Origin of the sequence: Paenarthrobacter ureafaciens, from assembly GCF_004028095.1 — a bacterium.
Taxonomy (GTDB): domain Bacteria; phylum Actinomycetota; class Actinomycetes; order Actinomycetales; family Micrococcaceae; genus Arthrobacter; species Arthrobacter ureafaciens.
On sequence record NZ_SBHM01000007.1, the window covers coordinates 597501 to 620012 of the forward strand.

At 64.4% G+C, this 22512-nt stretch carries 23 protein-coding genes and 1 riboswitch; of the genes, 13 read left to right on the top strand and 10 right to left on the bottom strand.

The window, feature by feature from the left end:
* The first annotated feature begins 103 nt into the window (after nt 1-103).
* Nucleotides 104-1747, top strand: coding sequence for an amidophosphoribosyltransferase (gene purF, locus AUR_RS06940; RefSeq protein ID WP_062098076.1), 1644 nt, complete (start codon nt 104-106; stop codon nt 1745-1747).
* Entirely contained in the window at nt 1744-2898 is a 1155-nt protein-coding gene (gene purM, locus AUR_RS06945) for a phosphoribosylformylglycinamidine cyclo-ligase (protein WP_062098078.1), read from the top strand. The genes purF and purM overlap by 4 nt, the downstream gene beginning before the upstream one ends.
* A 123-nt stretch (nt 2899-3021) precedes the next feature.
* Here purM and AUR_RS06950 read toward each other — a convergent pair whose 3' ends face one another.
* Complete coding sequence (locus tag AUR_RS06950; RefSeq protein WP_128397095.1) at nt 3022-3804, bottom strand: VOC family protein; 783 nt, start codon at nt 3802-3804, stop codon at nt 3022-3024.
* Entirely contained in the window at nt 3801-4583 is a 783-nt protein-coding gene (locus AUR_RS06955) for a VOC family protein (RefSeq protein WP_206616226.1), read from the bottom strand. The genes AUR_RS06950 and AUR_RS06955 overlap by 4 nt, the downstream gene beginning before the upstream one ends.
* 205 nt (nt 4584-4788) lie before the next feature.
* Between AUR_RS06955 and AUR_RS06960 the strand changes: the two genes are divergently transcribed.
* Nucleotides 4789-5256 (top strand): DUF4383 domain-containing protein, encoded by a 468-nt coding sequence (locus AUR_RS06960; RefSeq protein ID WP_062098082.1) that lies wholly within the window; start codon nt 4789-4791, stop codon nt 5254-5256.
* A gap of 280 nt (nt 5257-5536) precedes the next feature.
* Here AUR_RS06960 and AUR_RS06965 read toward each other — a convergent pair whose 3' ends face one another.
* Nucleotides 5537-5761, bottom strand: coding sequence for a DUF3073 domain-containing protein (locus AUR_RS06965; protein WP_021472802.1), 225 nt, complete (start codon nt 5759-5761; stop codon nt 5537-5539).
* A gap of 377 nt (nt 5762-6138) precedes the next feature.
* Between AUR_RS06965 and AUR_RS20715 the strand changes: the two genes are divergently transcribed.
* A complete protein-coding gene (locus AUR_RS20715; RefSeq protein ID WP_263885416.1) occupies nt 6139-6798 on the top strand; it encodes a septum formation family protein in 660 nt (219 codons plus the stop codon).
* A gap of 92 nt (nt 6799-6890) precedes the next feature.
* Here AUR_RS20715 and clpB read toward each other — a convergent pair whose 3' ends face one another.
* Nucleotides 6891-9563 (bottom strand): ATP-dependent chaperone ClpB, encoded by a 2673-nt coding sequence (gene clpB, locus AUR_RS06975; protein WP_062098085.1) that lies wholly within the window; start codon nt 9561-9563, stop codon nt 6891-6893.
* A 324-nt stretch (nt 9564-9887) separates the two neighbouring features.
* Here clpB and AUR_RS06980 point away from each other — a divergent pair, with 324 nt between their 5' ends.
* Entirely contained in the window at nt 9888-10505 is a 618-nt protein-coding gene (locus tag AUR_RS06980) for a pyridoxamine 5'-phosphate oxidase family protein (protein ID WP_062098087.1), read from the top strand.
* 3 nt (nt 10506-10508) lie between these two features.
* Here the strand turns inward: AUR_RS06980 and AUR_RS06985 are convergent, their stop codons facing one another.
* From AUR_RS06985 to AUR_RS07000, 4 genes are read right to left on the bottom strand one after another with little or no spacing between them, the layout of a single operon-like run.
* Complete coding sequence (locus tag AUR_RS06985) at nt 10509-11579, bottom strand: sulfate/molybdate ABC transporter ATP-binding protein (protein ID WP_021472806.1); 1071 nt, start codon at nt 11577-11579, stop codon at nt 10509-10511.
* Nucleotides 11576-12412, bottom strand: a complete 837-nt coding sequence (locus AUR_RS06990) for an ABC transporter permease (protein ID WP_062099354.1) — start codon at nt 12410-12412, stop codon at nt 11576-11578. Before AUR_RS06990 ends, AUR_RS06985 begins: the two co-directional genes overlap by 4 nt.
* 27 nt (nt 12413-12439) lie before the next feature.
* A complete protein-coding gene (modA, locus tag AUR_RS06995) occupies nt 12440-13219 on the bottom strand; it encodes a molybdate ABC transporter substrate-binding protein (protein ID WP_062098089.1) in 780 nt (259 codons plus the stop codon).
* Nucleotides 13216-13626 (bottom strand): TOBE domain-containing protein, encoded by a 411-nt coding sequence (locus AUR_RS07000; protein WP_062098091.1) that lies wholly within the window; start codon nt 13624-13626, stop codon nt 13216-13218. The genes modA and AUR_RS07000 overlap by 4 nt, the downstream gene beginning before the upstream one ends.
* Nucleotides 13627-13917: 291 nt before the next feature.
* Between AUR_RS07000 and AUR_RS07005 the strand changes: the two genes are divergently transcribed.
* The 3 genes from AUR_RS07005 (at nt 13918) to AUR_RS07015 (ending at nt 18027) form a co-directional block, all read left to right on the top strand.
* Complete coding sequence (locus AUR_RS07005) at nt 13918-15252, top strand: FAD-binding oxidoreductase (protein ID WP_062098093.1); 1335 nt, start codon at nt 13918-13920, stop codon at nt 15250-15252.
* A gap of 152 nt (nt 15253-15404) precedes the next feature.
* Nucleotides 15405-16289: a DUF4031 domain-containing protein gene (locus tag AUR_RS07010; protein ID WP_031216661.1), complete on the top strand. Its 885-nt coding sequence runs from the start codon at nt 15405-15407 to the stop codon at nt 16287-16289.
* 10 nt (nt 16290-16299) lie between these two features.
* Entirely contained in the window at nt 16300-18027 is a 1728-nt protein-coding gene (locus AUR_RS07015; RefSeq protein WP_062098095.1) for a sialidase family protein, read from the top strand.
* 20 nt (nt 18028-18047) lie between these two features.
* On the opposite strand, the gene AUR_RS07020 is transcribed toward AUR_RS07015, so the two are convergent.
* Nucleotides 18048-18449: a YccF domain-containing protein gene (locus tag AUR_RS07020; RefSeq protein WP_021472813.1), complete on the bottom strand. Its 402-nt coding sequence runs from the start codon at nt 18447-18449 to the stop codon at nt 18048-18050.
* A 328-nt stretch (nt 18450-18777) separates the two neighbouring features.
* Here AUR_RS07020 and AUR_RS07025 point away from each other — a divergent pair, with 328 nt between their 5' ends.
* Nucleotides 18778-19230 carry an SRPBCC family protein gene (locus tag AUR_RS07025; protein WP_062098097.1) on the top strand — a complete coding sequence of 151 codons (453 nt, stop codon included), beginning with the start codon at nt 18778-18780 and terminating at the stop codon, nt 19228-19230.
* 107 nt (nt 19231-19337) lie between these two features.
* Here the strand turns inward: AUR_RS07025 and AUR_RS07030 are convergent, their stop codons facing one another.
* Entirely contained in the window at nt 19338-19934 is a 597-nt protein-coding gene (locus AUR_RS07030; protein WP_021472815.1) for a phosphoribosylanthranilate isomerase, read from the bottom strand.
* An 86-nt stretch (nt 19935-20020) separates the two neighbouring features.
* Between AUR_RS07030 and AUR_RS07035 the strand changes: the two genes are divergently transcribed.
* From AUR_RS07035 to AUR_RS07050, 4 genes are all read left to right on the top strand, one after another.
* Nucleotides 20021-20629, top strand: a complete 609-nt coding sequence (locus AUR_RS07035) for a HutD/Ves family protein (protein WP_021472816.1) — start codon at nt 20021-20023, stop codon at nt 20627-20629.
* A 113-nt stretch (nt 20630-20742) separates the two neighbouring features.
* Nucleotides 20743-20808, top strand: a riboswitch (guanidine-III (ykkC-III) riboswitch).
* Between the two features lie 9 nt (nt 20809-20817).
* On the top strand, nt 20818-21132 hold the full coding sequence (locus tag AUR_RS07040; RefSeq protein WP_021472817.1) for a DMT family transporter: 315 nt from the start codon (nt 20818-20820) through the stop codon (nt 21130-21132).
* A gap of 2 nt (nt 21133-21134) precedes the next feature.
* Nucleotides 21135-21530 carry a DMT family transporter gene (locus AUR_RS07045; RefSeq protein ID WP_062098098.1) on the top strand — a complete coding sequence of 132 codons (396 nt, stop codon included), beginning with the start codon at nt 21135-21137 and terminating at the stop codon, nt 21528-21530.
* Nucleotides 21531-21822: 292 nt separating this feature from the next.
* Nucleotides 21823-22473, top strand: a complete 651-nt coding sequence (locus AUR_RS07050) for an MBL fold metallo-hydrolase (protein ID WP_021472819.1) — start codon at nt 21823-21825, stop codon at nt 22471-22473.
* Nucleotides 22474-22512 lie beyond the last annotated feature (39 nt).

The following is a 22512-nucleotide window of genomic DNA, read 5'->3' on the forward strand; positions in this document are numbered from 1 at the left end:
TTGGCGGACAAATCGCCTGATCGCGCAAGGAAACAGGCCCGGCCGCGTGGTCACAAAACCGGAGCGGGAACTTACCACGGCCGCAACATGAGACAATCGACCAGTGGCACGTGGCGACGGAAAACTTTCTCATGATCTTCTTCCCGGCGAAAAGGGCCCCCAGGACGCTTGTGGCGTCTTCGGGGTGTGGGCTCCTGGCGAAGAGGTAGCAAAACTTACCTATTACGGGCTGTATGCGCTGCAGCACCGCGGACAAGAGTCGGCTGGTATTGCTACCAGTGACGGCAAGCGCATCAATGTCTACAAGGACATGGGTCTTGTGTCCCAGGTCTTCGACGAGACAACCCTCAATACCCTCACCGGGCACCTCGCAGTGGGACACTGCCGGTACTCCACCACGGGTGCCAGTCACTGGGCCAACGCGCAGCCCACCCTGGGCGCAACCGCAACCGGCACGGTGGCCTTGGCTCACAACGGCAACCTGACCAACACCGCTGAGCTCCGGGAAATGATCCTGCAGCGCAACGACGGCCAGCTGACCGGTGAAATGAAGCAGGGCAACACCTCGGACACCGCCTTGGTGACGGCTTTGCTGGAAGGCGAAGAGGGCAAGACCCTGGAGCAGACCGCTTTGGAGCTGCTCCCCAAGATCAAGGGCGGCTTCTGCTTCGTCTTCATGGACGAAGGCACCCTCTACGCTGCGCGTGACACGTACGGAATCCGTCCCCTCTGCCTTGGCCGTTTGGACCGGGGGTGGGTTGTGGCCTCGGAACAGTCCGGCCTGGCCACTGTTGGTGCGAGCTTCATCCGTGAGATCGAGCCCGGTGAGTTCATCGCGATCGACGAGGACGGCGTCCGCTCCCAGCGCTTCGCGGAGGCCACCCCGGCCGGCTGTGTCTTCGAGTACGTCTATCTGGCCCGCCCCGACGCCGCCATCGCAGGCCGCTCGGTGTACGAGTCCCGTGTTGAGATGGGCCGCCAGCTGGCCCGCGAGAACACGCACGAGGCGGACCTCGTCATTCCCGTCCCCGAGTCCGGCACCCCGGCAGCGGTTGGCTACGCCGAACAGTCCGGCATCCCGTTCGCGCACGGCTTCGTGAAGAACGCCTACGTGGGCCGCACGTTCATCCAGCCTTCGCAGACCCTGCGCCAACTGGGCATCCGCCTCAAGCTCAACGCCCTGGAATCGGTGATTCGCGGCAAGCGCGTCGTGGTGGTCGACGACTCGATCGTCCGTGGCAACACGCAGCGTGCCATCGTCCGGATGCTGCGCGAGGCCGGCGCCAAGGAAGTCCACGTCAAGATTTCCTCCCCGCCCGTCCAGTGGCCGTGCTTCTACGGCATCGACTTCGCCTCCCGCGCAGAATTGATCGCCAACGGAGCCACCATCGATGAGATCTCGCAGGCAATCGGCGCGGACTCCTTGGCATACATTTCCGAGGACGGCATGATCGGGGCAACACAACAGCCCCGCGAACGCCTCTGCACGGCCTGCTTCACCGGCAGGTACCCCATCGAGCTGCCGCACGCGGACAAGCTGGGCAAGAACCTGCTGGAACGCACCGATCTTGGCGGGCTTGCGCCTGCTGAGCCCACTGCCGAAGCTGCCACCGATCCGGCCTCCACCGAGGATCCCGCCGAGAAATCGGGTGCCACCGGCTGCGACCCGGGACCGGATGCCGAATTCGAGAACCTCCTGACCGACGCTGATCGTTTGACCGACGCCGACAAGAAAGAGTCCGTATGACCTCCGCATCCCCTGCCGGAACCCCTGAGAACGCCTCCGGCATCACCTACGCTTCGGCGGGTGTCGACGTCGAAGCGGGAGACCGCGCAGTCGAGCTCATGAAGGACGCCGTCAAGGCGACCCACAACGCCTCGGTGATTGGCGGCGTCGGCGGTTTTGCCGGCCTGTATGACGTCTCCAAGCTGCTGACCTACAAGAAGCCGCTGCTGGCCACGTCCACCGACGGCGTAGGCACCAAGGTCGCCATCGCGCAGGCCATGGACATCCACGACACCATCGGTTACGACCTCGTGGGCATGGTTGTGGACGACATCGTGGTGGTGGGTGCAGAACCCCTCTACATGACCGACTACATCGCATGCGGCAAGGTTGTCCCCGAGCGCATCGCTGACATCGTCCGCGGCATCGCTTCCGCCTGCTCCGTTGCCGGCACGGCACTGGTGGGCGGCGAAACCGCCGAGCACCCGGGCCTGCTGGGCGAGCACGAATACGACGTCGCAGGCGCCGCAACCGGCGTCGTCGAAGCCGACGCCCTGCTCGGCCCGGACCGCGTCCGCGCCGGGGACGTAGTGATCGGCATGGCCTCCTCCGGCCTCCACTCCAACGGCTACTCGCTGGTCCGCCGCGTCATCAACCACGCAGGCTGGGCACTGGACCGCCAGGTTTCCGAGCTCGGCCGCACCTTGGGCGAGGAGCTCCTGGAGCCGACCCGCGTCTACGCAGCCGACTGCCTGGACCTGGCCCGCACCTTTCCGGTGACGGCAGGGGCGGCTGTCCACGGCTTCAGCCACGTCACCGGTGGCGGCCTCGCCGCCAACCTGGCCCGCGTTCTTCCGCAGGGCCTTGTTGCCACGGTTGACCGCGCCACGTGGGAACTTCCCGCGATCTTCAAGCTCGTTTCCGAGCTGGGCAACGTCCCGCTGGCCGATCTCGAGCGCACGCTGAACCTCGGCGTCGGAATGGTTGCGATCGTTTCTCCGGAAGCTGCCGACGCCGCAGTCGCCCGCCTTAACGAGCGCGGACTCCCCTCCTGGGTCATGGGCACGGTTGCAGAGAACTCGGATTCGATCGACAAGACCGGCCCGGATTACGTACAGGGCGCAAAGGGCGTCGACGGCGGCGCTGTCCGTTTGGTGAACGCCTACGCCTAAGCGGCTTATCGCCTCACACACAGGGCGGCCCGGCAGTTTTCGAACTGCCGGGCCGCTCCGCGTTCCCCCAACTAAGTAGCATTAGTGCGCGTTTTCAGCGATCAAAACGCGCACTAATGCGACCTAGTTGGGTGGGAGGACCTGGATCAAGCTCAGGACGCCGCCTTGGGGATCCATGATGGTGGCTAGGCAGCCCTCTTCGGGTTGGTCCTCGGGCTCCACCAGCACGGTCCCTCCGGCAGCGATCACGGTGTCCACGGCCTTTGTCACGTCCGAGACCCCGAAGTAGACCTGCCAGCCGGCCTCATCGCCATCTTCGGCAGGGACAATCCCTGCCACCTCGTTACCGTTAACGATCAGCGTCGAGTAGCTGCCGCCGTCTTCCTGCGGGTATTCCGTAACGTCATGACCGAAAAGCTCTTGGAAGAATGCGACGGCGGCTTGCGGTTGGGGAGTCAGGAGTTCCGCCCATGCGAAGGCGCCGTGTTCGTTGAAGCGGTGGCTCCCGCGGTGCGTGCCCGGCTGCCAGATGCCCGTGGTGCCGCCTCCGGGCGGAGCCACGAACGCAAGGACACCGGTGTCGGCAACCTGCTCCGGCCCGAATTCGAGCTTGCCGCCGGCATGGACGGCGTCCTCACCGATCTCCTCTGCGTCCCTGGCAGCGAAGTAAATATTCCACTGCCCGGGTGTTCCCGCAGCTTCCTGCCTCGGATTCTGCGGAGCTATGACAGCCACAAGGTCCTGGCCCAGAAACGCCTGCGCGTAGCGGCGGCCATCGGGCGTGGGCAGGTCCTGGAAGGTCCAGCCAAACAACGCACCGCAAAAGTCCTTGGCCGCCCCAACATCCCTCGTCTGAAGATCCGCCCAGCACGGCTCCCCGTGGGCGTAGTGGGTCCGGGACGTCATGCCGGGAGTCCTGCCATGATGCTGACCGCCGCTCCGGCGGGATCCATGAGCACAGCCATTCGCCCGATTCCGGGAACATCGAACGCCGGAGCGATGACGTGCCCGCCAAGGTCGACGGCCTGTTGCAGCGCTTGGTCCACGTCCTCCACGTTGAAATAGGTCATCCAGAACGGGAGAAGTCCTTCGATGGGCACCTTGAGGGCACCGGCAACCGGCCGGCCCTCCACCACGAGGCTGGTGTATTCCCGTTGGTCTCCTGCCGGCCCTGTGCTGCTGGTGCAGCCTGTGACCGCTTCATAGAAAGCAACGGCTTTGGGGACGTCATTGGTTTGGAGCTCATTCCAGATCATGGTTCCTGGCTCGTTGATAAGGCCTGAGCCCAGATGGGTTCCGGCCTCCCAGAAGCCAATTTGCGCGCCCGTGGGATCGGCGGCAAAGAACATCCTTCCGCTGCCGTTCGGCACAGAGTCCGGAGCGACGACGATGGTTCCTCCCGCGGCCACCGCACGCTCGGCTGCCGCATCTGCCGAGTCCACGGCAAGGTAGTTCGCCCAATAGGAAGGCATGCCCGGAGGCGCATCGGGAAGCTGCTGCATCATTCCGGCGACGTACCGGCCCTTCAGCCTGGCCATGTAGTAGGTCAGGCCCTGGCCCACGTCCATGGCTTCAAGTTCCCAACCAAAAAGTTCCCGGTAAAACTTCTTGGAGACTTCGATGTCGGTGGAAGACAGGTCCACCCAACACGGAGTCCCCTGCTTGTACCGATCAACTTCCGGCATGGCTGTCCTTTCCGAGAACGTGGCCCCCTCAACCTAGTATCTCCGGTTGTGCTGCCCGCAGCGCGGGAGCCGCGCCGCTTCCGTTGTCCGCATGTGAAGGTAACGTCTCCATCACGGATCTCTAATACTAAGGAACCTTATGACAGCGTCTGGAGTGCACGGAAAGAACTCAGGACTACGCACCCACACTCACTGAGGAGAAACCATGACAGCCACGAACCACCCCGCCCGGACCCGAACAACCATCCAGCGCGCAGCACAAATTGTTGGAGTAGTTTTCCTTCTGGTCGGCATTCTGGGCTTCATCCCCGGAATCACCTCCAATTACGACACCATGCAGTTCGCCGGACACACCTCCGAAGCGCTCCTTCTGGGCATCTTCCAGGTCTCAATCCTGCACAACATCGTCCACTTGCTCTTCGGCGCAGCCGGCTTGCTGATGGCCAAAACACCCGGCCAAGCCCGCAACTACCTCGTCGGTGGCGGCATCATCTACCTGGTGCTCTGGATCTACGGCCTGCTCATCGGCCAGGATTCGACGGCCAACTTCGTGCCGCTCAACAGCGCCGACAACTGGCTGCACCTGATCCTGGGCATTGGCATGCTGGGCCTCGGCTTCGGACTCAGCCGCCGCACCACGGACAACCGCACCGGCAACGTCGTGGGCCGGTAGCCTCGCAACGTTCAGGGCCCGCCCTTGCGCGCCTCCCACGGGGGGACGCAGGGCGGGCCTTGATGCGTTCAAGGACGCTCGACGTTGTGGGTGATCGCAAGGTTGTGGGTGAACGCAAGGTTGTGGGTGAACGCAAAAAGGACCCGCAGGGTATGCCCATGTTCGGCATGCCCTGCGGGCCTTCTTGGGAGATCTTCGGCATCCGTGGATGCACGACAACCTTGATGTACGACGGCGGTACGCAACTCAGTGTCTGGAGGCACCTGTTGTGTTGCGACAGCTAGCCGAGACGGCGGGTGTCTACCTCGTCGTCATCATCTTCCGCGTACTTGTCCTCGTAAGCCGAGTAATCCGGCTCCGGAGGATCCTCCTGGAAGTGGCTCTTGGCACGACTAGATGGGCGCGTGAGCTCACGCTCAAGTGCCGAGTAGTCGGTGTTCGGGGAGTAGTACTTGATGTCCCGAGCCTGCTTGGTAGCTTTTGCCTTTTGACGGCCGCGCCCCATGGCGTGACCCCCTTTTGTACTTGGACCGGAGGTGGTCACCTTTGGCTATCGGTGAGGCCCCGGAATGTTTGGTCAATTTGTCGTATGTCTAGATTACATGGTTTCAGGGGTGCCTGTGTGCCACCTCAGAGCCGTGCCTGACCCCCAGACCGGCTGCAGCACCTCACAAGGGATCGAAAATTGGGTAGAGTCTGCCTCAATGCGGCGTCAGATCAGGAAGGCACACCACCCGAATGACTCAGGACAACACTCCACCCCGTGACGAGTCGGCATCGGAACCAGGCAAGGACCAGGTGCCGCCTGCCCCGAATGTGCCCCCGAAGCCTGACCTTCCACCCCCGCCGCCACAGTCGGCGCCAATGGGACAGCCGGCGCCAATGGGTGGGCCAACCGATCCGCAGCAGCCCGGCTACCCCGCACAGCCAATCGATCCGCAGCAGCCGGACAACCCGCAGCCCGGCTACCCGGCACAGCCAATCGATCCGCAGCAGCCCGGCTACGCGGAGCAGCCGCCGCCACCACAAGGTGATCCGGTCAAGCGCCAGCGCCTGGTCATCGGGGGAATCGTGGTGGGGGCCCTGGTCCTCATCGGCGTCGTCATCTGGGTCCTGCTGAACCTGCTGGGAACCCGCCCCGAACCTACGGTCGCTTCGCCCACGCCGTCGGCCACCCTGGGACCCCTCCCCCGCGACACGGACGCCAAGGATTTCCAGATCGGGGACTGCTTCGCGGACTTCGACCCCAACGCATCCAAGGCCCGCGCGGTGGCTTGCGACACTGAGCACACTGCCCAACTGGGCGCGGCTTTCACTTACCCTACGGATGATTCCTTCCCGGGAACCAATGCACTGCGCGACAAGGGCCGGGAAGTCTGCAAAGGCATCAAGCTCAATGACGCTGCCAACGAGTACACCAATCTGTTGCAGCAGAATGTGTACCCGAGCCCCAGCAGCTGGGACCGCGGGGACCGGCGCGTGGACTGCTTCATTGTGGTGAGCCCCGGCAGCACCATTAAGGAGAACCTGTTGGAGAAGTAGCCTCACGGCTACCCCTCCAACAACGTCACCCCTCCAGCACTGTCAGCTTTCCAGCACCGTCAGCTCTTTGGCCCTGCCAGTCTCTGGCCGGCCTACTTTTCCAGCGACGGTTCCTTCCGGCGGACCGAAAGACCCGTCCCTGCCGACCAGCCGCCGTCGGAGTTTCCCATCTCCTCAAGGCCCTCGATGGTGAGGGCGTCGACGTCGGCGGCGGTGTCCACCAGGACGGTGTCGCCGTCGCTGATCTCCCCGGCAAGGATTTCCTTGGCGAGGCGGTCACCGATCTCGCGCTGCACCAGGCGGCGGAGCGGCCGGGCACCGTAGGCTGGATCGTAGCCGGACATTGCGAGCCAGGCGCGGGCGCCGTCCGTGACCTCGAGCGTGAGCCGCCGCTCGTAGAGGCGCTTGGTGAGTTCGGCGACGTGCAGTTCCACAATCCGGGCGAGCTCTTCGACCGACAGCGGGTCGAAGAGGACGATCTCGTCCAGGCGGTTCAGGAACTCCGGCTTGAAGGATGCCTGCACCACGGCCATGACGGCGTCCCGCTTCGCTTTCGCATCCATGGACGAGTCCACCATGAACTGGCTGCCCGCGTTGGAGGTCAGCACCAGGATGGTGTTCCGGAAGTCAACGGTGCGGCCTTGGCCGTCGGTGAGGCGACCGTCGTCGAGCACCTGCAGGAGGATGTCGAAGACCTCAGGGTGGGCCTTCTCAACCTCGTCCAGCAGGACCACCGAGTACGGGCGGCGCCGCACGGCTTCAGTAAGCTGGCCGCCTTCCTCGTAGCCGACGTATCCCGGAGGGGCACCGACCAAACGGGCGACGGAGTGCTTCTCGCTGTACTCGGACATGTCGATCCGGATCATGGCCCGTTCGTCATCGAAGAGGAAGTCCGCCAAGGCCTTGGCCAGTTCGGTCTTGCCGACGCCGGTGGGGCCGAGGAACATGAACGAACCCGTGGGGCGGTTGGGATCGCTGATCCCGGCCCGGGCACGGCGCACGGCGTCCGAAACCGCCTGCACGGCCTTCGACTGACCGATCAGGCGCTTGCCGAGCTCCTCCTCCATGTGGAGCAGCTTTTGTGATTCGCCTTGGAGCATGCGTCCCGCGGGGATGCCCGTCCATGCGGAGATGACCTCGGCGATGTCGTCGGCACCGACTTCCTCCGCCACCATCAGCTCGGGCTTGGCGCCCCTCGCCGATTCTTCTTCGGCAGCTGCGTTGAGCTCGCGCTCCAAGGCAGGCAGCTCACCGTAGAGAATCCTCGACGCCGACTCGAGGTCGCCTTCGCGCTGGTGCTTCTCGGCAGCCGAACGCAGCTCGTCGATCTTGGCCTTCAGGTCACCAACCCGGTTCAGGCCGGCCTTCTCGGCTTCCCACCGCGCATTCAGCGCACTGAGTGCCTCCTTCTTGTCCGCCATGTCAGCCCGAAGGGCAGCCAAACGCTCAACCGATGCGGGATCCGTTTCACCCTGCAGGGCCAGCTCTTCCATGGTCAGGCGGTCCACGGCACGACGCAGCTGGTCGATTTCTTCCGGAGCGGAGTCGATCTCCATGCGAAGGCGCGAGGCGGCTTCATCCACGAGGTCGATTGCCTTGTCCGGCAACTGCCGGCCCGAGATGTACCGGTTCGACAGCGTGGCAGCTGCCACCAGGGCGGAGTCCGCGATGGCTACCTTGTGGTGGGCCTCGTAGCGTTCCTTCAATCCACGGAGGATGCCAATGGTGTCCTCCACGCTGGGCTCACCCACATACACCTGCTGGAAACGGCGTTCCAGCGCAGGGTCCTTTTCGATGTTCTCGCGGAACTCGTCCAGGGTGGTCGCACCAATCAGGCGCAGCTCACCGCGCGCCAGCATCGGCTTGAGCATGTTGCCTGCGTCCATGGCGCTCTCGCCTGTGGCACCGGCGCCAACAACGGTGTGGATCTCATCGATGAACGTGACGATCTGCCCGTTGGAGTTCTTGATCTCCTCCAACACGGCCTTCAACCGCTCTTCGAACTCACCGCGGTACTTGGCGCCGGCCACCATGGAGGCAAGGTCCAGTGCAATGAGGGTCTTCCCGCGGAGGCTTTCCGGCACGTCGCCTGCCACCATGCGCTGGGCAAGGCCTTCGACGACGGCGGTCTTGCCTACGCCGGGCTCACCGATCAGAACAGGGTTGTTCTTGGTACGGCGGCTCAGGACCTGAACCACGCGCCGGATCTCGCTGTCACGGCCGATCACGGGGTCAAGCTTGCCCGAGCGTGCCACGGCAGTGAGGTCGGTACCGAACTTCTCCAAGGCCTGGAAGGTGTTCTCAGGATCCGGCGAATCGACCTTGCGATCGCCCCGGACACCCGGCAGGGCGGCGAGCAGCGCTTCATGGGAGGCACCGGCGTCGCGCATTAACTTCCCGACGGCGTCACTGCCGGCCGAGAGCCCCAGGAGCAGGTGCTCTGTGGAGACGAAGGAATCTCCCAGCTTGTCCGCCTCAGCCTGGGCAGCCTGGATCGCCTGCATGGCCTGACGCGACAGCTGGGCCTGCTGGACCGAACTTCCCGACGTGGACGGCAATGCCTTGATGGCTGAACTTGCCTGAACACTCACGGCATCCGGGTCAGCGCCGGTGGCGCGCAGCAGTGCCACGGCAACGCCCTCCCGCTGATCCATGAGCGCCTTGAGGAGATGAGCCGGTTCCAACTGCGGATTGCCGGCAGTCGAGGCATTCATGGCGGCCGCAGAAAGGGCCTCCTGGCTCTTGGTGGTGAATTTGGCGTCCAAAGAGAGCTCCCTTTCTGGAGTAGTACCAGTGCTTTCAAAGTTGAGTGTACTACGCTCAACTTTGGATTTGGTCCACTGTGTTCCATGTTTGCCCACGGCGAAACTGCTGTCCAGAGCCGTTCTACCCGGTTGGACGTGGACCAAGTCGGTCCACTCCCGCGCCCGTACCCGCCCGGCGCATCCGTTCCGGCGAAGCCCCGCACCCGTTCGCGCACGGCGCACACGTACCAACGGGCGCGAATGGAGGAAAAGGGTGCGTCCCCCAATCGACCGCAGCAGGGTGCGCCAGCCCCACGCGGGCACCGGGGAAACTAGGCTGAGTCCATGAAACCCATCGACGGCGCAGACGAACTGGAACAACTGATCGGTCAACCCCTGGATCGGGTCCGACGGAAAGTCCGCAGCGAGCTCAGCGACTTCGACCGGCAATGGCTCGCGGCCAGCCCCTTCTGCGTCATCTCGACGGCGGACGCCCAGGGTCGCGTCGATGCCTCACCGAAGGGCGATCCCGCGGGCTTCATCGAGGTCCTGGACAAGCGCACCATCGCCATCCCCGAGCGGCCTGGCAACAAGCTCGCCTTCGGATTCCGCAACATCCTGGAGAACCCGAACGTGGGAGTCCTTTCCATCGTCCCGGGCCGGACGGACACCCTCCGCATCAACGGTCAGGCGCAGCTGGTCAGCGATGGCGACTTCTTCGACCGGATGGTGGTCAAGGGACACCGGCCCCGCGTGGCCATTGTGGTCTCCGTAGAGGAAGTTTTCACCCATTGCGGCAAGGCGTTCATGCGGAGCGGGCTGTGGGAGCCGGACTCTTGGGATTCCGAGGGCCTGCCGAGTATGGCCAAGCTCTCCAAGGCCTACGTCCAGCCCGAAACGCCCCTCGAAGACTTGGAGTCCTACTACGGCCCCTCCTACGCGGAGCGAATGTACAAGGACTAGGTGTCAGGCCGGGTAGATGGACACCAGGGCCGACTTCACCACGAACCGGACCTCCATCCCCGGAGCCAACCCCAGATCGGCCGATGCCGCCGGGGTGACGTCTGCGGAGAGGGTGCCCGCTTCCCCGCCCCGTGCATGCACACGGACCTGGCCGCCGTGCCGCTCCAAGTCGGTGATGGTCACCGGGAAAGAGTTGCGGGGGCTTCCATGCACATCGCCCAGGAAGACGGAAACGGCCGACGGCGGAAAGGCCGCCACGCCTGCCTGGCCGGGCCCGGGTGACCACTCGGGATCGTGTTGTCCTGCGAAAAGCCGACCATCCGGCGTCGTGATTCCTTCCTCGGTGATGGACCCAGTGACGATATTGAGCCCGGCGAGTCCTGCGGCGAAATGGCTGCGGGGGCGTTCAAGGACCTGGCGCGTGGGGCCTTCCTCGGCAATGCGGCCGCCCTCGACGACGATCACCCTGTCGGCGAGCATGTAGGCGTCAAGGACATCGTGGGTGACGATGATGGCTTTGCGGCCCTCCAGGACGCGTTTCAGTACCCGCCGCAGCATGGGAGCTGCGTGGATATCCAGGGCGGCCATCGGTTCATCCAGGAGCAGCAGCTCGGGCTCGGCGGCAAGCGCCCTGGCAACCGCCACCCTTTGGGCCTGGCCTCCTGAGAGCTGCGCCGGCTTCCGGTCCTGGAGCTCGAGCGCGTCCACTTCGGAGAGCCAGTGGCGGGCCGCTTCGCGTGCCTTGCGTTGGGAACTCCCCGTGCTTCGCGGGCCGAAGGCTACGTTGTCCAGGACGCTCAGGTGGGGAAAGAGCAACGCTTCCTGTGCCAGAAGGGCTATGCCGCGGTGGTGGGGGGCGCTCCACTGGTGGGTGCCGCCGTCGAGCGTGAAAAGCGGCCTGCCGCCTATCCGTGCCGTGCCGGAGTCCGGGCGAACCAGGCCTGCCGTGATGTTGAGCAACGTGGATTTGCCTGCGCCGTTGGGGCCCAGGACGGCGACGGTTTGGCCCTCGGCAAGGGTGAGGGACATGTCGAAGTTGCGGGCGGCGAGGCGTGCGGACAGCTCAAAGGTCATTTCGTGGCCCCTGATTCTGCGCGGTTTCCGGTGCGGATTCCGGCCCTGCGGCCTCCGTAGCTCAGCCCGACCACGGCGATGGCCACGGCAACCAACACGAGGGACAGGGCGACGGCGGCGTCGGCGTCGGTTTCGCGCTGGAGGTAGATCTCAAGGGGCAGGGTACGGGTGACTCCTTGCAGGCTTCCGGCGAACGTGAGGGTGGCGCCGAATTCACCGAGGCTGCGCGCGAAGGACAGGACCGCTCCCGAGGCCAGGCCCGGCAGCACCAGCGGCACGGTCACCCGCCGAAGGACGGTACCCGGACCGGCTCCAAGGGTTGCCGCGACCGCCTCGTACTTACTCCCGGCCGTGCGAAGGGCGCCTTCCAGGCTCACCACCAGGAACGGAAGCGCAACAAACGTCTGGGCAAGCACGACGGCGGTGGTGGAGAAAGCGATCTGGACACCAGCCAGCTCCAACGACTTCCCCAGCAAACCCTGCCTGCCGAAGGTGTAAAGCAAGGCGATACCCCCGACGACGGGCGGCAGCACCAGCGGCAACAGGACGAAGGCGCGCAGGAGACGCTGACCGGGAAACGGACTCCGCGCCAGGACCAGGGCCAACGGCACCCCGAGCAGCACGCAAAGAACAGTGCTTGCCGCCGACGTCCGCATGCTCAGCCCCAGCGCCGTCAACGACGATTCCGACGTGATGAGCGGGAAGAACTGCGCCCAATTCACCTTGGCCACAATCGCCAGAAGCGGCAGCACAATGAAGGCCGCTCCAACCACTGCGAGGGCATAGACCCAGGCAGGGACGCCGGTGTAGCCTTGTCCGCCGCGTCGTTTCATGGGTGTCTTCAGCGCCATGGTGCGTTCTTACGGGGTGCCGAAGCCGGCATCGTTCAGTACCTTCCGGCCTTCGCTACCGGTCACCAGGTCCATGAATGCCTCAGCGAGTTCCTTGTTCCTGGCCGAACCTACTGTGGCAATGGGATACGTGGTTACGGCCTGTGCCGACTCCGGGAACGGGATCCCCTTGACCTTGCTCCCGGCTGTTTTGACGTCCGTGACATAGACCAGTCCGGCATCCGCTTCCTGGCTGATGACTTTGCCCAGGACATCGGTGACCGAGGACTCCTCGCTGACCGGGGTCAGAGCGGTGTCTGCAGCCTTCTCCACCACCTGCGTGGCGGCGCCGCAAGGGACCTGTGGTGCACAGACCACAACTTTGACGCCCGGTTTACCCAAGTCCGGGAACGAACTGATGTTTGCCGGATTGGACGGCGGAACCACGATCTCCAGGACGTTGGTTGCGAAGTTCCTGGGTGCTTTGTCCAGGAGGTTGGCATCGGCAAGCCTGGTCATGTTCCGGGTGTCCGCCGATGCGAAAACGTCCGCGGGTGCCCCCTGGGATATTTGCGTGGCGAGGTCCGAGGAACCGGCGAAGTTCAGGCTGACTTTGGTTCCAGGGTTCTTGGCCTCGAAGTCGCGGGCCAGCTGGGTGAAGGTTGATTTGAGGGACGCCGCAGCAAAGACGGTGACTGTTCCGGAGGGCCCCTCCCCCGAGGCGGCTGGATTTGCCGGAGCACAGCCTGTCACTGCCACGGCAAGGACCCCCGCACCGAGCAACGCGCTGAGGAGACTGCGGGGGCTCATATGATGCTCTTTCCCTGAGGTGCTTCGATGATCACGGTGGTCGCTTTCACCACTGCGGTGGCGACGGAGCCGAGCTCGAGTCCCAGCTCCCGGACGGCTTCACTGCTCATGAGGGACACCACGCGGAACGGGCCGCACTGCAGCTCCACTTGGGCCATGACCTTGTCCGTGGTGATTCCGGTGACCAGGCCCACAAAGCGGTTGCGGGCCGAGCTCCCTGCACGTGAAGGATCGTCTTGAAGGTGTGATTGGTCCCTTGCCAGTTTGGCGAGCTCCAACCCGTCAACAGCGAGCCTGCCCGAGGGATCCTTCTGCGCCGTGAGGGTCCCGTTTTCCGTCCAACGCCGGACGGTGTCATCGCTGACTCCCAGGAAACGGGCTGCTTCGGAGATCCGTATTTGCGGCATATGGGAAGTGTATAGTCGCATTTGCGGTTCTCTGCGGCTCGGAGTGCCGCACTACGTCATGTGACCCGGCGTTGGTGCCGGGCTGCCTGGGCGCACCCGTTTCCGCTGCACGCACCCTTTTGGGCTCACGCCGCGTCCTTTCCCGCACGACGCACCCACAACACCGGGTGAGCCCGGTGGCAGGAGGTGCGCACCGCCGTCGTACTTCCGTAAGCATTACCCATGGCCCGCCACGATGCGCCGCCGTACCCTGTTCTAGGGAGAGAGTCTTAGGCGCGAAGGAGCGTCCACATGGAATGGATTCGTCCGGAAGATCCGGACTATGACGAAACCCGAAAACTCTTCAACGCAATGATCGACCGACGGCCGGCTGTCATTGCCCGTTGCTCCTCTCCCGGCGAGGTGGCCGAAGCCCTCCACCACGCCAGGACACACAATCTGGATGTCGCCGTCAGGTCGGGCGGGCATTCAGTGGCCGGCATGTCCACGAACGACGACGGCCTGGTAGTTGACGTCCGGCCCATGAAATCCATCCACGTGGACCCGGAAGCGAAGACGGCCAAGGTCGGCGGCGGTGTCACATGGGGCGAATTCGATCGCGCCACCCAGCAACACGGGCTGGCGGTAACCGGTGGCAGGGCGTCCACCACGGGCGTCTCCGGCTTCACGTTGGGCGGAGGTTCGGGTTGGCTGGAACGGTCCTACGGGTTCTCCTGCGACAATCTGCTCTCCGTGGATTTGGTAACCGCCTCCGGGGACCTGGTGACCGCGAGCGCCACGGAAAACCCCGAGCTGTTCTGGGCGTTGCACGGCGGCGGCGGAAACTTCGGCGTGGCAACTTCCTTCACGTTCCAACTCCACGACCTTGGTCCCACGGTGACGGCCGGGCTGGCCCTCTTCCCCGGGGAAGCCGCACCGGAGATCTCCCGCGCCTACCGGGACCTGGCACTCAGCGCACCCGATGAGGTGGGCACAGCCCTGGTCTACCTGACAGCCCCGTCCGAGGATTTTGTACCCCCGGACATGGTGGGCAAGCTGGCCGTTGGCATGGCTTACCTGTACGCGGGGAACGCCGAGGAGGGCGAAGAGCACGCAAGGCCATTCAAGGAGCTGGGCCCGTCCGTGGACCTTATTGACGCCATGAACTACGCGGATTTCCAGTGCATGATCGATGATCCGCCGGACCACTACAACTACTGGAGCGCCGACTATCACGATCACCTCAGCGACGAAGCCCTGGACATCCTGGTGGACTCGGCACAACGGCTCCCCGGGCCCAATTCGCAGCAGCTGGTGGGGCGTTGGGGTGGCGCGGTGGGCGGACATGCTGCGGCCAACACGCCCTTGCAGCATCGCAGCGCAGCGTGGGTGAGCCACCCCTTTGGCTTGGCCGAGACGCGGGAAGGATGGCAGGAAGCGAAGGATTGGGTGAAGCAGTTCCGGCAGGACATTGCCCCGCATACCACCGGCGGCGTGTGGCTCAACTTCATCGGCGACGAAGGGCAGGACCGGATCATGGCGGCCTACGGGGAGCAGAACTACAGGCGGCTCTCCAAGGTCAAAGCCCAATTCGATCCCGACAACGTCTTCAGGGGCAACCAGAACATCCTGCCGGCCGAGCGCTGACCCCAGGCTCCTTCCCGGTTGCCGTGAATACCACGGGCAGCGAAGCCCGCGATTCCGGGGCGGTGGTTCGGCGGTAGACACGCCCTGACGACCGGCAACTGGGAAGGATCGCGCCGCCTTTGCCAAGGCTGAACCGGGACTACACTGTGCCCATGGCCGTATACGTCGATCCGCCCCTGTGGCCCGCGCACGGGACCGTCTTCTCCCACTTGATCTCCGATAAGTCCCTGGATGAGCTGCATGCGTTCGCTTCGGCAGCGGGGGTTCCCGAACGGGCTTTCGACGGCGACCACTACGACGTACCCGAGCGCCTCTACGACGACCTCGTCAAAGCGGGAGCCATTCCGGTGGAGGCACGTGTCCTGGTCCGGAAACTCCTTGCCAGCGGACTCAGGATTCCCGCCCGGGACCGGAACAAGGCCCTCACAGTTCCCTTGATGAAGCACTGGAACACCATCTACCCCGGCCACGAGGAGCTGGGCCTCGAGTTGCTGGAACGCTGGGGCGAGGACACCCGGAAATACCACGGCCGCACCCACCTGCTGGCTGTCCTTGAGGCCCTGGACGTCCTCACCGAGCCGGCGCTCCCTGCCAGGACAGTGTCCTTGGCGGCGTGGTTTCACGATGCTGTTTACGAAGGAGTCGCCGGACAGGACGAGGAGGCCTCCGCGCAACTGGCTGAGGACCGCTTGACCGAGGCCGGACTTTCCCCGGAGGACGTCGCGGAAGTAGCCCGTCTTGTGCGGCTCACGGACAAGCACAATCCGGAACCCGGCGATCATGCCGGAGCACTGTTGTGCGATGCGGACCTCTCCGTCCTCGGCGGCGACGAACAGTCCTATGCCAAGTACGTCGCGGCCGTCCGCGAAGACTACGCCCACATCAGTGACGACGACTTCGCGACGGGGCGGGCCGCCGTCGTGCGCCACCTGCTGGCCTTGGACCCGCTGTTCCACGGAGACCGCGCGAAGGCGTTATGGCTGGAGGCAGCCCGCCGCAACCTCGCGGCCGAGTTGTCGGCGCTGGTTTGGGCCTAAACTAGGAGGTGTGACCTCCTACATCCCTCCGTCAATCCCGCAAGCACGGCCCACTGTGGAGCATGTGCTCGCCGTTCGAGGCGTAGGCGGGTACCGTCAATACCGGATTCCTGCCCTCGCCGTCAGCACGCGGGGCACCATCCTCGCCGCCTACGACGGCAGGCCAAACCTCGACGACCTCCCCAACACCATCGACCTCCTGCTCCGCCGCAGCTTCGACAACGGCGCTTCGTGGACCGGGCAACACGTGGTCCGCACCGGTTCGGGCTTGGACGGTTACGGTGACCCGAGCCTGTTGGTGGACGCAGAAACCGGCCGGATCTTCATGTTCCACGCGGCAGGAACGCACGCCGGCTTCTTCGAAGCGTCGTCCGGCTTGGAACCCGAGGACGACATCCAGCACGCGGATGTCAGCTTCTCCGACGACGACGGCGGCACCTGGCAGCACAGGCGGCTCACCGCGATGCTCAAGCCCGTTCACGCTGGAACCACCGGGCTCTTCGCCTCAGCCGGCCAAGGAATTCAAGTCCACACAGGCCCGTATGCGGGACGTCTGGTCCAGCAATACGTACTGCTGATAAACGGCGAAATCAGGGCCGCCTCCGCCTACAGCGACGATCACGGCGGGACGTGGACGCTGGGCGGGCTGATCGGGCCCGGCCCGGCCGGAGTTGGGCCCAATGAAAACAAGGTAGTGTGCCTGTCCGATGGCCGGCTGCTGCTGCACTCAAGGGCCACTCCGTCGCGGCTGGCTGCCATCTCCAACGACGGCGGCCAGACCTGGAGTTCACTGCTGCCCGTTCCCGAACTGCCGGACCCCAGTGACAACGGCTCCCTGGCACGTTTCGACGGGGCGCCGATTGTTGACGCACTCGCGGACCCGAAGACGGGCTCTGGCGACGGTTCGGCGTCCAGTTCGGCTTCGGGCCCGGCGTCCGGTTCGGCTTCGGGCAGCTGGCTGATTGCCACCAATAACCAGGATCCGCACCTGCGCCGCAACACAGTGTTGAGCCTCTCCCCGGACAACGGTGCCACGTGGCCTGCGAAGCTCATGCTGTGCGCGGGCAGTTCTGCCTACTCCACGGCGACGCGGTTGCCGGACGGGAATATCGGCGTGCTGTATGAACGGCAAGGGTATCGCGAGATCGTCTTTGCCTCGGTGCCGGCGGAACAACTCACCCGCCAGTTGGCCTCCCCCCGCCTTCCGGAGGCACCCGTGCACCGTGGGGAAGCCGGCCCATTGTCCTTCGACATGGAACTGCGCTCGATCACCCCGGGACGGCCCGAAGTATGGCAGAACGCCGGGGAATTCCACGTGATCCCCTCCAACAGCGACGGCGAGTGGGACGTCCAGACGTGGAAGGAAATCGGCCAAGGCTACGCGGACGGGGATCAAATCCTGGGCACCCGCGAAGCACAGGACCTGAACTACGGCCCCATCATTCCCGGCTACAAGGCAGATGACATCCTGGCTTTCACCGGGCGCATCCGGAACGCCGGCACCCAACCGCTTTCCGGCGTCGTGCTTCATGGGCCGCACTGGCAGGAGTTTCCCGCCGTCGACCTGCTGCCCGGTGAGCATTCGCTGTACTTCACCCCGAGCTACACAGTGACGGAATCCGACCTGTGCTCGGGCACGGTGGAACTCACCTTCGTAGCGGAGGCCGACGGCGGGAAGTTCCGTGTGGAGCGGCAGTTCCGGTTCGATGTGCGGACCGGAGAGGTCTCCGGCTCCTAACCCATTGCGCTGGGTAACCCTCAGCGGTAGGTGCTGACGAACGGCCTGTCGGTCGGAACGATCTGCTTACCCAGTGGCATGAGCGATACCGGGATCAGCTTGAGGTTGGCGATGGCCAGCGGGATGCCGACGATGGTGATGGCCATGGCAACGGCAGTCACGACGTGACCGATCGCGATCCAGATGCCGGCCACCAGCAGCCAGATCACATTGCCAAGGAGGGCGAAGACGCCGCTTCCACCTGGCTTCTCCACCACCATCTGGCCGAAGGGCCACAGGCAGTAGAAGCCAATGCGGAACGACGCGATGCCCCAAGGGATAGTCACAATGAGCACGCAGCAGATGAGTCCTGCCGCGAAGTAGCCCAAAGCCAACCAAAAGCCACCGAAGACCAGCCAAATGATGTTGAGCAGCGTTTTCATAGGGTCCATTCTCCATTGAACGGCCGACAAAATAACCCGGGGTAGGCCCTGAATCGTCCCTGACTTCCGCCCTGCAACCCTCTCTCACATCCCACCCCCCTTCCGCGATCCTTCTGCCACATCCCACCCCCCTTCCGCCATCCCTCTGCCACATCCCACCCCCCTTCCGCCATCCCTCTGCCACATCCCACCCCACTTCCGCCATCCCTCTGCCACTCTTCCGGGGCAGTTCATCAGCACGCCGTCGGTTTTTGCCGGTCGTAAGCCTAGACTCGGTCAGACAACAGCGTCTTTGGCCATCAGTCGATCTACTCACCAAGGGAGCCCCATGAGCACGGCACAGCACACTTTGACCCTGACCCGAGACTTTGACGCCCCTCGCGAGCAAGTATTCGGGGCTTGGATGGAGCCGGACCAACTCACTAAGTGGTTCGGCCCAGTGGACGTAGATGCCCCTCGCGAAAAAATCGTCGTGGAGCCCAAGGTTGGTGGAATATGGCAGGTTGTCATGGTCTGGACGGATGAGAACGGCCGGCAGGAAGCGCCCATCGAGGCCGTCATCACCGAGTTGGGTGCTCCGGGCCTTCTGGTCGCGAAGGCTAAAGCCGCCCCGGACTCGGACCACGAGTACGAAGAAATGCATCTTGAGTTCGAAGACCTGGGCGGCAGCCGCACCCGGATGCACCTGACGCAGGGACCGTTCGCGTCGGAGGAGTGGGTGGAGATGACGAAGGACGGCTGGGGCACGTCATTCGACAAGCTGGATGCGGTGCTCGCCTAGCCAGCGGACGTGCGTTGGGAAAACATCCGCGGAAACCCGACGGGACGTGACAGAGGAACACCAAAAACCCCACGGGACGTGACAGAGGAACGCCGGGGAGGGGAACCTTAGGCTTTGGCGGCTTCCACGAACGCGCGGATCTTCGCCAGGTCCTTCACCCCACGGGACGCCTCTACGCCCGAGGAAACATCAACGCCCCAAGCACCGGCAGCCGTTGCGGCGAACGCCACGTTGCCCGGTTCGAGCCCTCCGGCGAGCAACCATTTCCGGTCGTCGAGGCCTTTCTCCTGTACGGACTCGTAATCCCAAGCCTCGCCCGAGCCCGGAACGGCGGCATCGATCAAGAACAGGTCCTCGCCCAGATCACCGAACTCTTCCACAGAGGCACCCATGGTGGCTGCCCTGATGAGCCGCATGCCGGCGTCGTGCACTGTTTTGACGTCGTCGGCAGTCCGGTGACCGTGCAGCTGAACCCAGGTGAGACCGGCTTTACGGGCGATGGCCACGGCGTCGGCTGCGGTTTCGTGGCGGAAGACGCCGACCGCATGCACGCCCTCCGGAACCAGCGGAAGCAGCACGTGGACCTGCTCGGGCGTGACCTCGCGGGGACTGGCGGTCAGCACGAAGCCAACGGCGTCCGCACCGGAGTCGACGGCCTCTTGCACGGATTCGGGCGTGCTTAAACCACACACTTTGACGAACATGCCGTGCCTCCAGACGTTGCGTGCAAACCAACTCTTATGACGTTAGCAAGCGCTGCAGTGCAACGCCGAACTACTAGGCTGGACTGATGGAAATCATCCGCTTTGCCGACACCCATCCCGAGCCGTGGCGCAACGGCGGCGGGATCACCCGCGAACTCGCCAGCCACCCCAAAGCGGCCTCAGCCCAGGACGGTTCGTGGGACTGGCGGGTCAGCATCGCGGACGTTTCCAAAGCCGGGGACTTTTCCGCTTTCCCCGGCATGGAACGCGTCATCACCCTGATCGACGGCGAACTCCTCCTCCTGACAGTGGACGGCGCCGAACATCCGCTGGAGAAGTACCGCCCGTTCCGGTTCTCAGGGGACGCGGCGTCATCGGCAACCTTGCCTACCGGCGACATCCGCGACCTCAACGTCATAGCCCGGACGGGGGCGTTCAAGGGGTACACGTCAATCGTCGAGATTTCCAAGAAGCGCCCGCACCCGGTGTTCGAGGGCCAGCTCGCCATCCTTCTTGAAGGCAAGGCGACCGTGACGCAGGGCGTTGCGGAAACCCCCGACGCCGACGCCCCGCCGGCCAGCCCCGGCGAACCCGTTGAACTGGCCAGGTACGACGCCGTGGTGGGTTCCGACGTCGCGAGCCCCGAGATCTCGGGCCGCGGATTCGTGGCGGTCGTTTCCATCGACCGGGCCTGATCCCCGCCCGGGAGCAGCCGGCCCGGGGAGCAGCCCCGCCAGGCTGCCAGCGCCGAACTGGTGAGCTTGGCCACCGGAAGTGGCCACCCTCCGCGGGACTTGCTAGCCTGAAATCAAGGTTCCGCTCTGGAACCTCCGGACGACGGTTCAGTACCCGGTGCGCGACAAGACTGGCCAAAGGAAATGTCATGTCGTGGCTGATTCTTATTCTGTCCGGTGCGCTCGAGGCCGTTTGGGCCGCCGCACTCCACCGTTCCAAGGGCTTCCGGAAGCCTGTCCCCAGCATCGTTTTCCTGGTCTCCGTGATCGCGAGTACCGGCGGCCTGGCCATTGCCATGCAGTCAATTCCCACGGGCACGGCCTACGCTGTGTGGGTTGGCGTGGGCGTCGTGCTGACCTCGGCTTACGCCATGGTCACCAAAGTCGAACGCCCGACGCCGGCCCGTCTCCTGCTGCTCGCCGGCATCGGTTTGTGCGTGGTCGGCTTGAAGGTGGTGGCGTAGCCATGGGTACCCCCACCACCGCCAAACGCGAGGCAAGGATCGGAGTGTCCTGGCTGGTCCTCCTCGCCTCCGCCGTCCTGGAAGCCGTGTGGGCAACAGCCCTGGGGCTCTCCAATGGCTTCACGGAACTCATTCCAACGCTGGTATTCGCGGTCACCGCAACCTTGAGCATGCTCGGCCTGGGCATCGCCGTGAAGCGCATCCCCTTGGGCACGGCCTATGCCGTGTGGGTGGGGATCGGTGCAGCACTGACCGTTGGCTGGGCCATGGTCACGGGTGTCGAGCCGGCGAGTCCGTTGAAGCTGCTCTTCATCGCGGGAATCGTGGGCTGTGCTGCGGGCTTGAAGGCCCTCCCCGCAGACCAGCCGGCTGACAAGGCCGCCACCAGCGCCGAGTAGTCCGACCCGCAGCACTCTTCGCCGAATTCGACGACCCGCTGCACGTTAGACGTGTCCTACCGTCTAATACGCAGCGAGTCGTCGAATCGGGGAAGTTGAAGCCCACAGGTAGCGCCCCGCAAGCCGAAACCCCGCAAGCACCGCCATGACCTCCGCGTTCCGATTGTGGAAACCGTGGAGGTCATGGCGGAGCTGTCGGGAGGGCTAAACCAAGGGCAAACCCAAGGGCAAGACCAGGGGAACAGGCAGCCGTGTCACCAAGGCCGCAAACCCAACGACGTAGGCTGAGCAGATGGATTCGCTAATTCACTCAACCCGCGACGTCACTATTCGCAGCATCTCCGTGAGCGAGATGAACAACAACGTGTACCTGCTGACGTCCAAGGCAACAGGTGCGCAGTTGTTGATCGATGCTGCCGACGACTTCCCGGCCATCCAGCAACTCCTGGCCGACTCCGCCGCGGATACGCCTAAGCCCACCAAGCTGCTGAGGATCGCAACCACCCACCAACACTGGGACCACGTGCGTGCCTTGGCGGAGCTGGTGGCAGCCAACGGTGCTACCACTTCCGCAGGAACGGACGACGCCGACGCGTTGCCTGTTCCCGTGGATGTGCGGCTTAGCCACGGCGACGTTGAGCAGTTTGACGACTTCGAGGTCCGTGCAATCCACCTTCGGGGACACACCCCTGGCTCGATCGCTTTCGTGTACCAGGACCCGGACGGACCGGCCCACATTTTCAGTGGAGACTCGCTGTTTCCGGGCGGCGTGGGCAACACCCAGAACGATCCCGCACGCTTCACGTCACTGTTGAATGACGTCACGGAACGGCTCTTCGACGCGTACCCGGATGACACCGTAGTGCATCCCGGACATGGCTTGCCTACCACGCTCGGCGCCGAGCGCCCCCACTTGGAGGAGTGGCGCGCCCGGGGCTGGTAACCTCGCAGGGCTGGTAACCTCGCGGGCCAGACTTGCGGG

Coding starts and splice junctions, on each gene's coding strand:
- purM (WP_062098078.1), top strand. CDS start 1,744: ATGACCTCCGCATCCCCTGCCGGAACCCCTGAGAACGCCTCCGGCATC.
- AUR_RS06950 (WP_128397095.1), bottom strand. CDS start 3,804: ATGACGTCCCGGACCCACTACGCCCACGGGGAGCCGTGCTGGGCGGAT.
- AUR_RS06955 (WP_206616226.1), bottom strand. CDS start 4,583: ATGCCGGAAGTTGATCGGTACAAGCAGGGGACTCCGTGTTGGGTGGAC.
- AUR_RS06960 (WP_062098082.1), top strand. CDS start 4,789: ATGACAGCCACGAACCACCCCGCCCGGACCCGAACAACCATCCAGCGC.
- AUR_RS06965 (WP_021472802.1), bottom strand. CDS start 5,761: ATGGGGCGCGGCCGTCAAAAGGCAAAAGCTACCAAGCAGGCTCGGGAC.
- AUR_RS20715 (WP_263885416.1), top strand. CDS start 6,139: ATGGGTGGGCCAACCGATCCGCAGCAGCCCGGCTACCCCGCACAGCCA.
- AUR_RS06980 (WP_062098087.1), top strand. CDS start 9,888: ATGAAACCCATCGACGGCGCAGACGAACTGGAACAACTGATCGGTCAA.
- AUR_RS06985 (WP_021472806.1), bottom strand. CDS start 11,579: ATGACCTTTGAGCTGTCCGCACGCCTCGCCGCCCGCAACTTCGACATG.
- AUR_RS06990 (WP_062099354.1), bottom strand. CDS start 12,412: ATGAAACGACGCGGCGGACAAGGCTACACCGGCGTCCCTGCCTGGGTC.
- modA (WP_062098089.1), bottom strand. CDS start 13,219: ATGAGCCCCCGCAGTCTCCTCAGCGCGTTGCTCGGTGCGGGGGTCCTT.
- AUR_RS07000 (WP_062098091.1), bottom strand. CDS start 13,626: ATGCCGCAAATACGGATCTCCGAAGCAGCCCGTTTCCTGGGAGTCAGC.
- AUR_RS07005 (WP_062098093.1), top strand. CDS start 13,918: ATGGAATGGATTCGTCCGGAAGATCCGGACTATGACGAAACCCGAAAA.
- AUR_RS07010 (WP_031216661.1), top strand. CDS start 15,405: ATGGCCGTATACGTCGATCCGCCCCTGTGGCCCGCGCACGGGACCGTC.
- AUR_RS07020 (WP_021472813.1), bottom strand. CDS start 18,449: ATGAAAACGCTGCTCAACATCATTTGGCTGGTCTTCGGTGGCTTTTGG.
- AUR_RS07025 (WP_062098097.1), top strand. CDS start 18,778: ATGAGCACGGCACAGCACACTTTGACCCTGACCCGAGACTTTGACGCC.
- AUR_RS07030 (WP_021472815.1), bottom strand. CDS start 19,934: ATGTTCGTCAAAGTGTGTGGTTTAAGCACGCCCGAATCCGTGCAAGAG.
- AUR_RS07035 (WP_021472816.1), top strand. CDS start 20,021: ATGGAAATCATCCGCTTTGCCGACACCCATCCCGAGCCGTGGCGCAAC.
- AUR_RS07040 (WP_021472817.1), top strand. CDS start 20,818: ATGTCGTGGCTGATTCTTATTCTGTCCGGTGCGCTCGAGGCCGTTTGG.
- AUR_RS07045 (WP_062098098.1), top strand. CDS start 21,135: ATGGGTACCCCCACCACCGCCAAACGCGAGGCAAGGATCGGAGTGTCC.
- AUR_RS07050 (WP_021472819.1), top strand. CDS start 21,823: ATGGATTCGCTAATTCACTCAACCCGCGACGTCACTATTCGCAGCATC.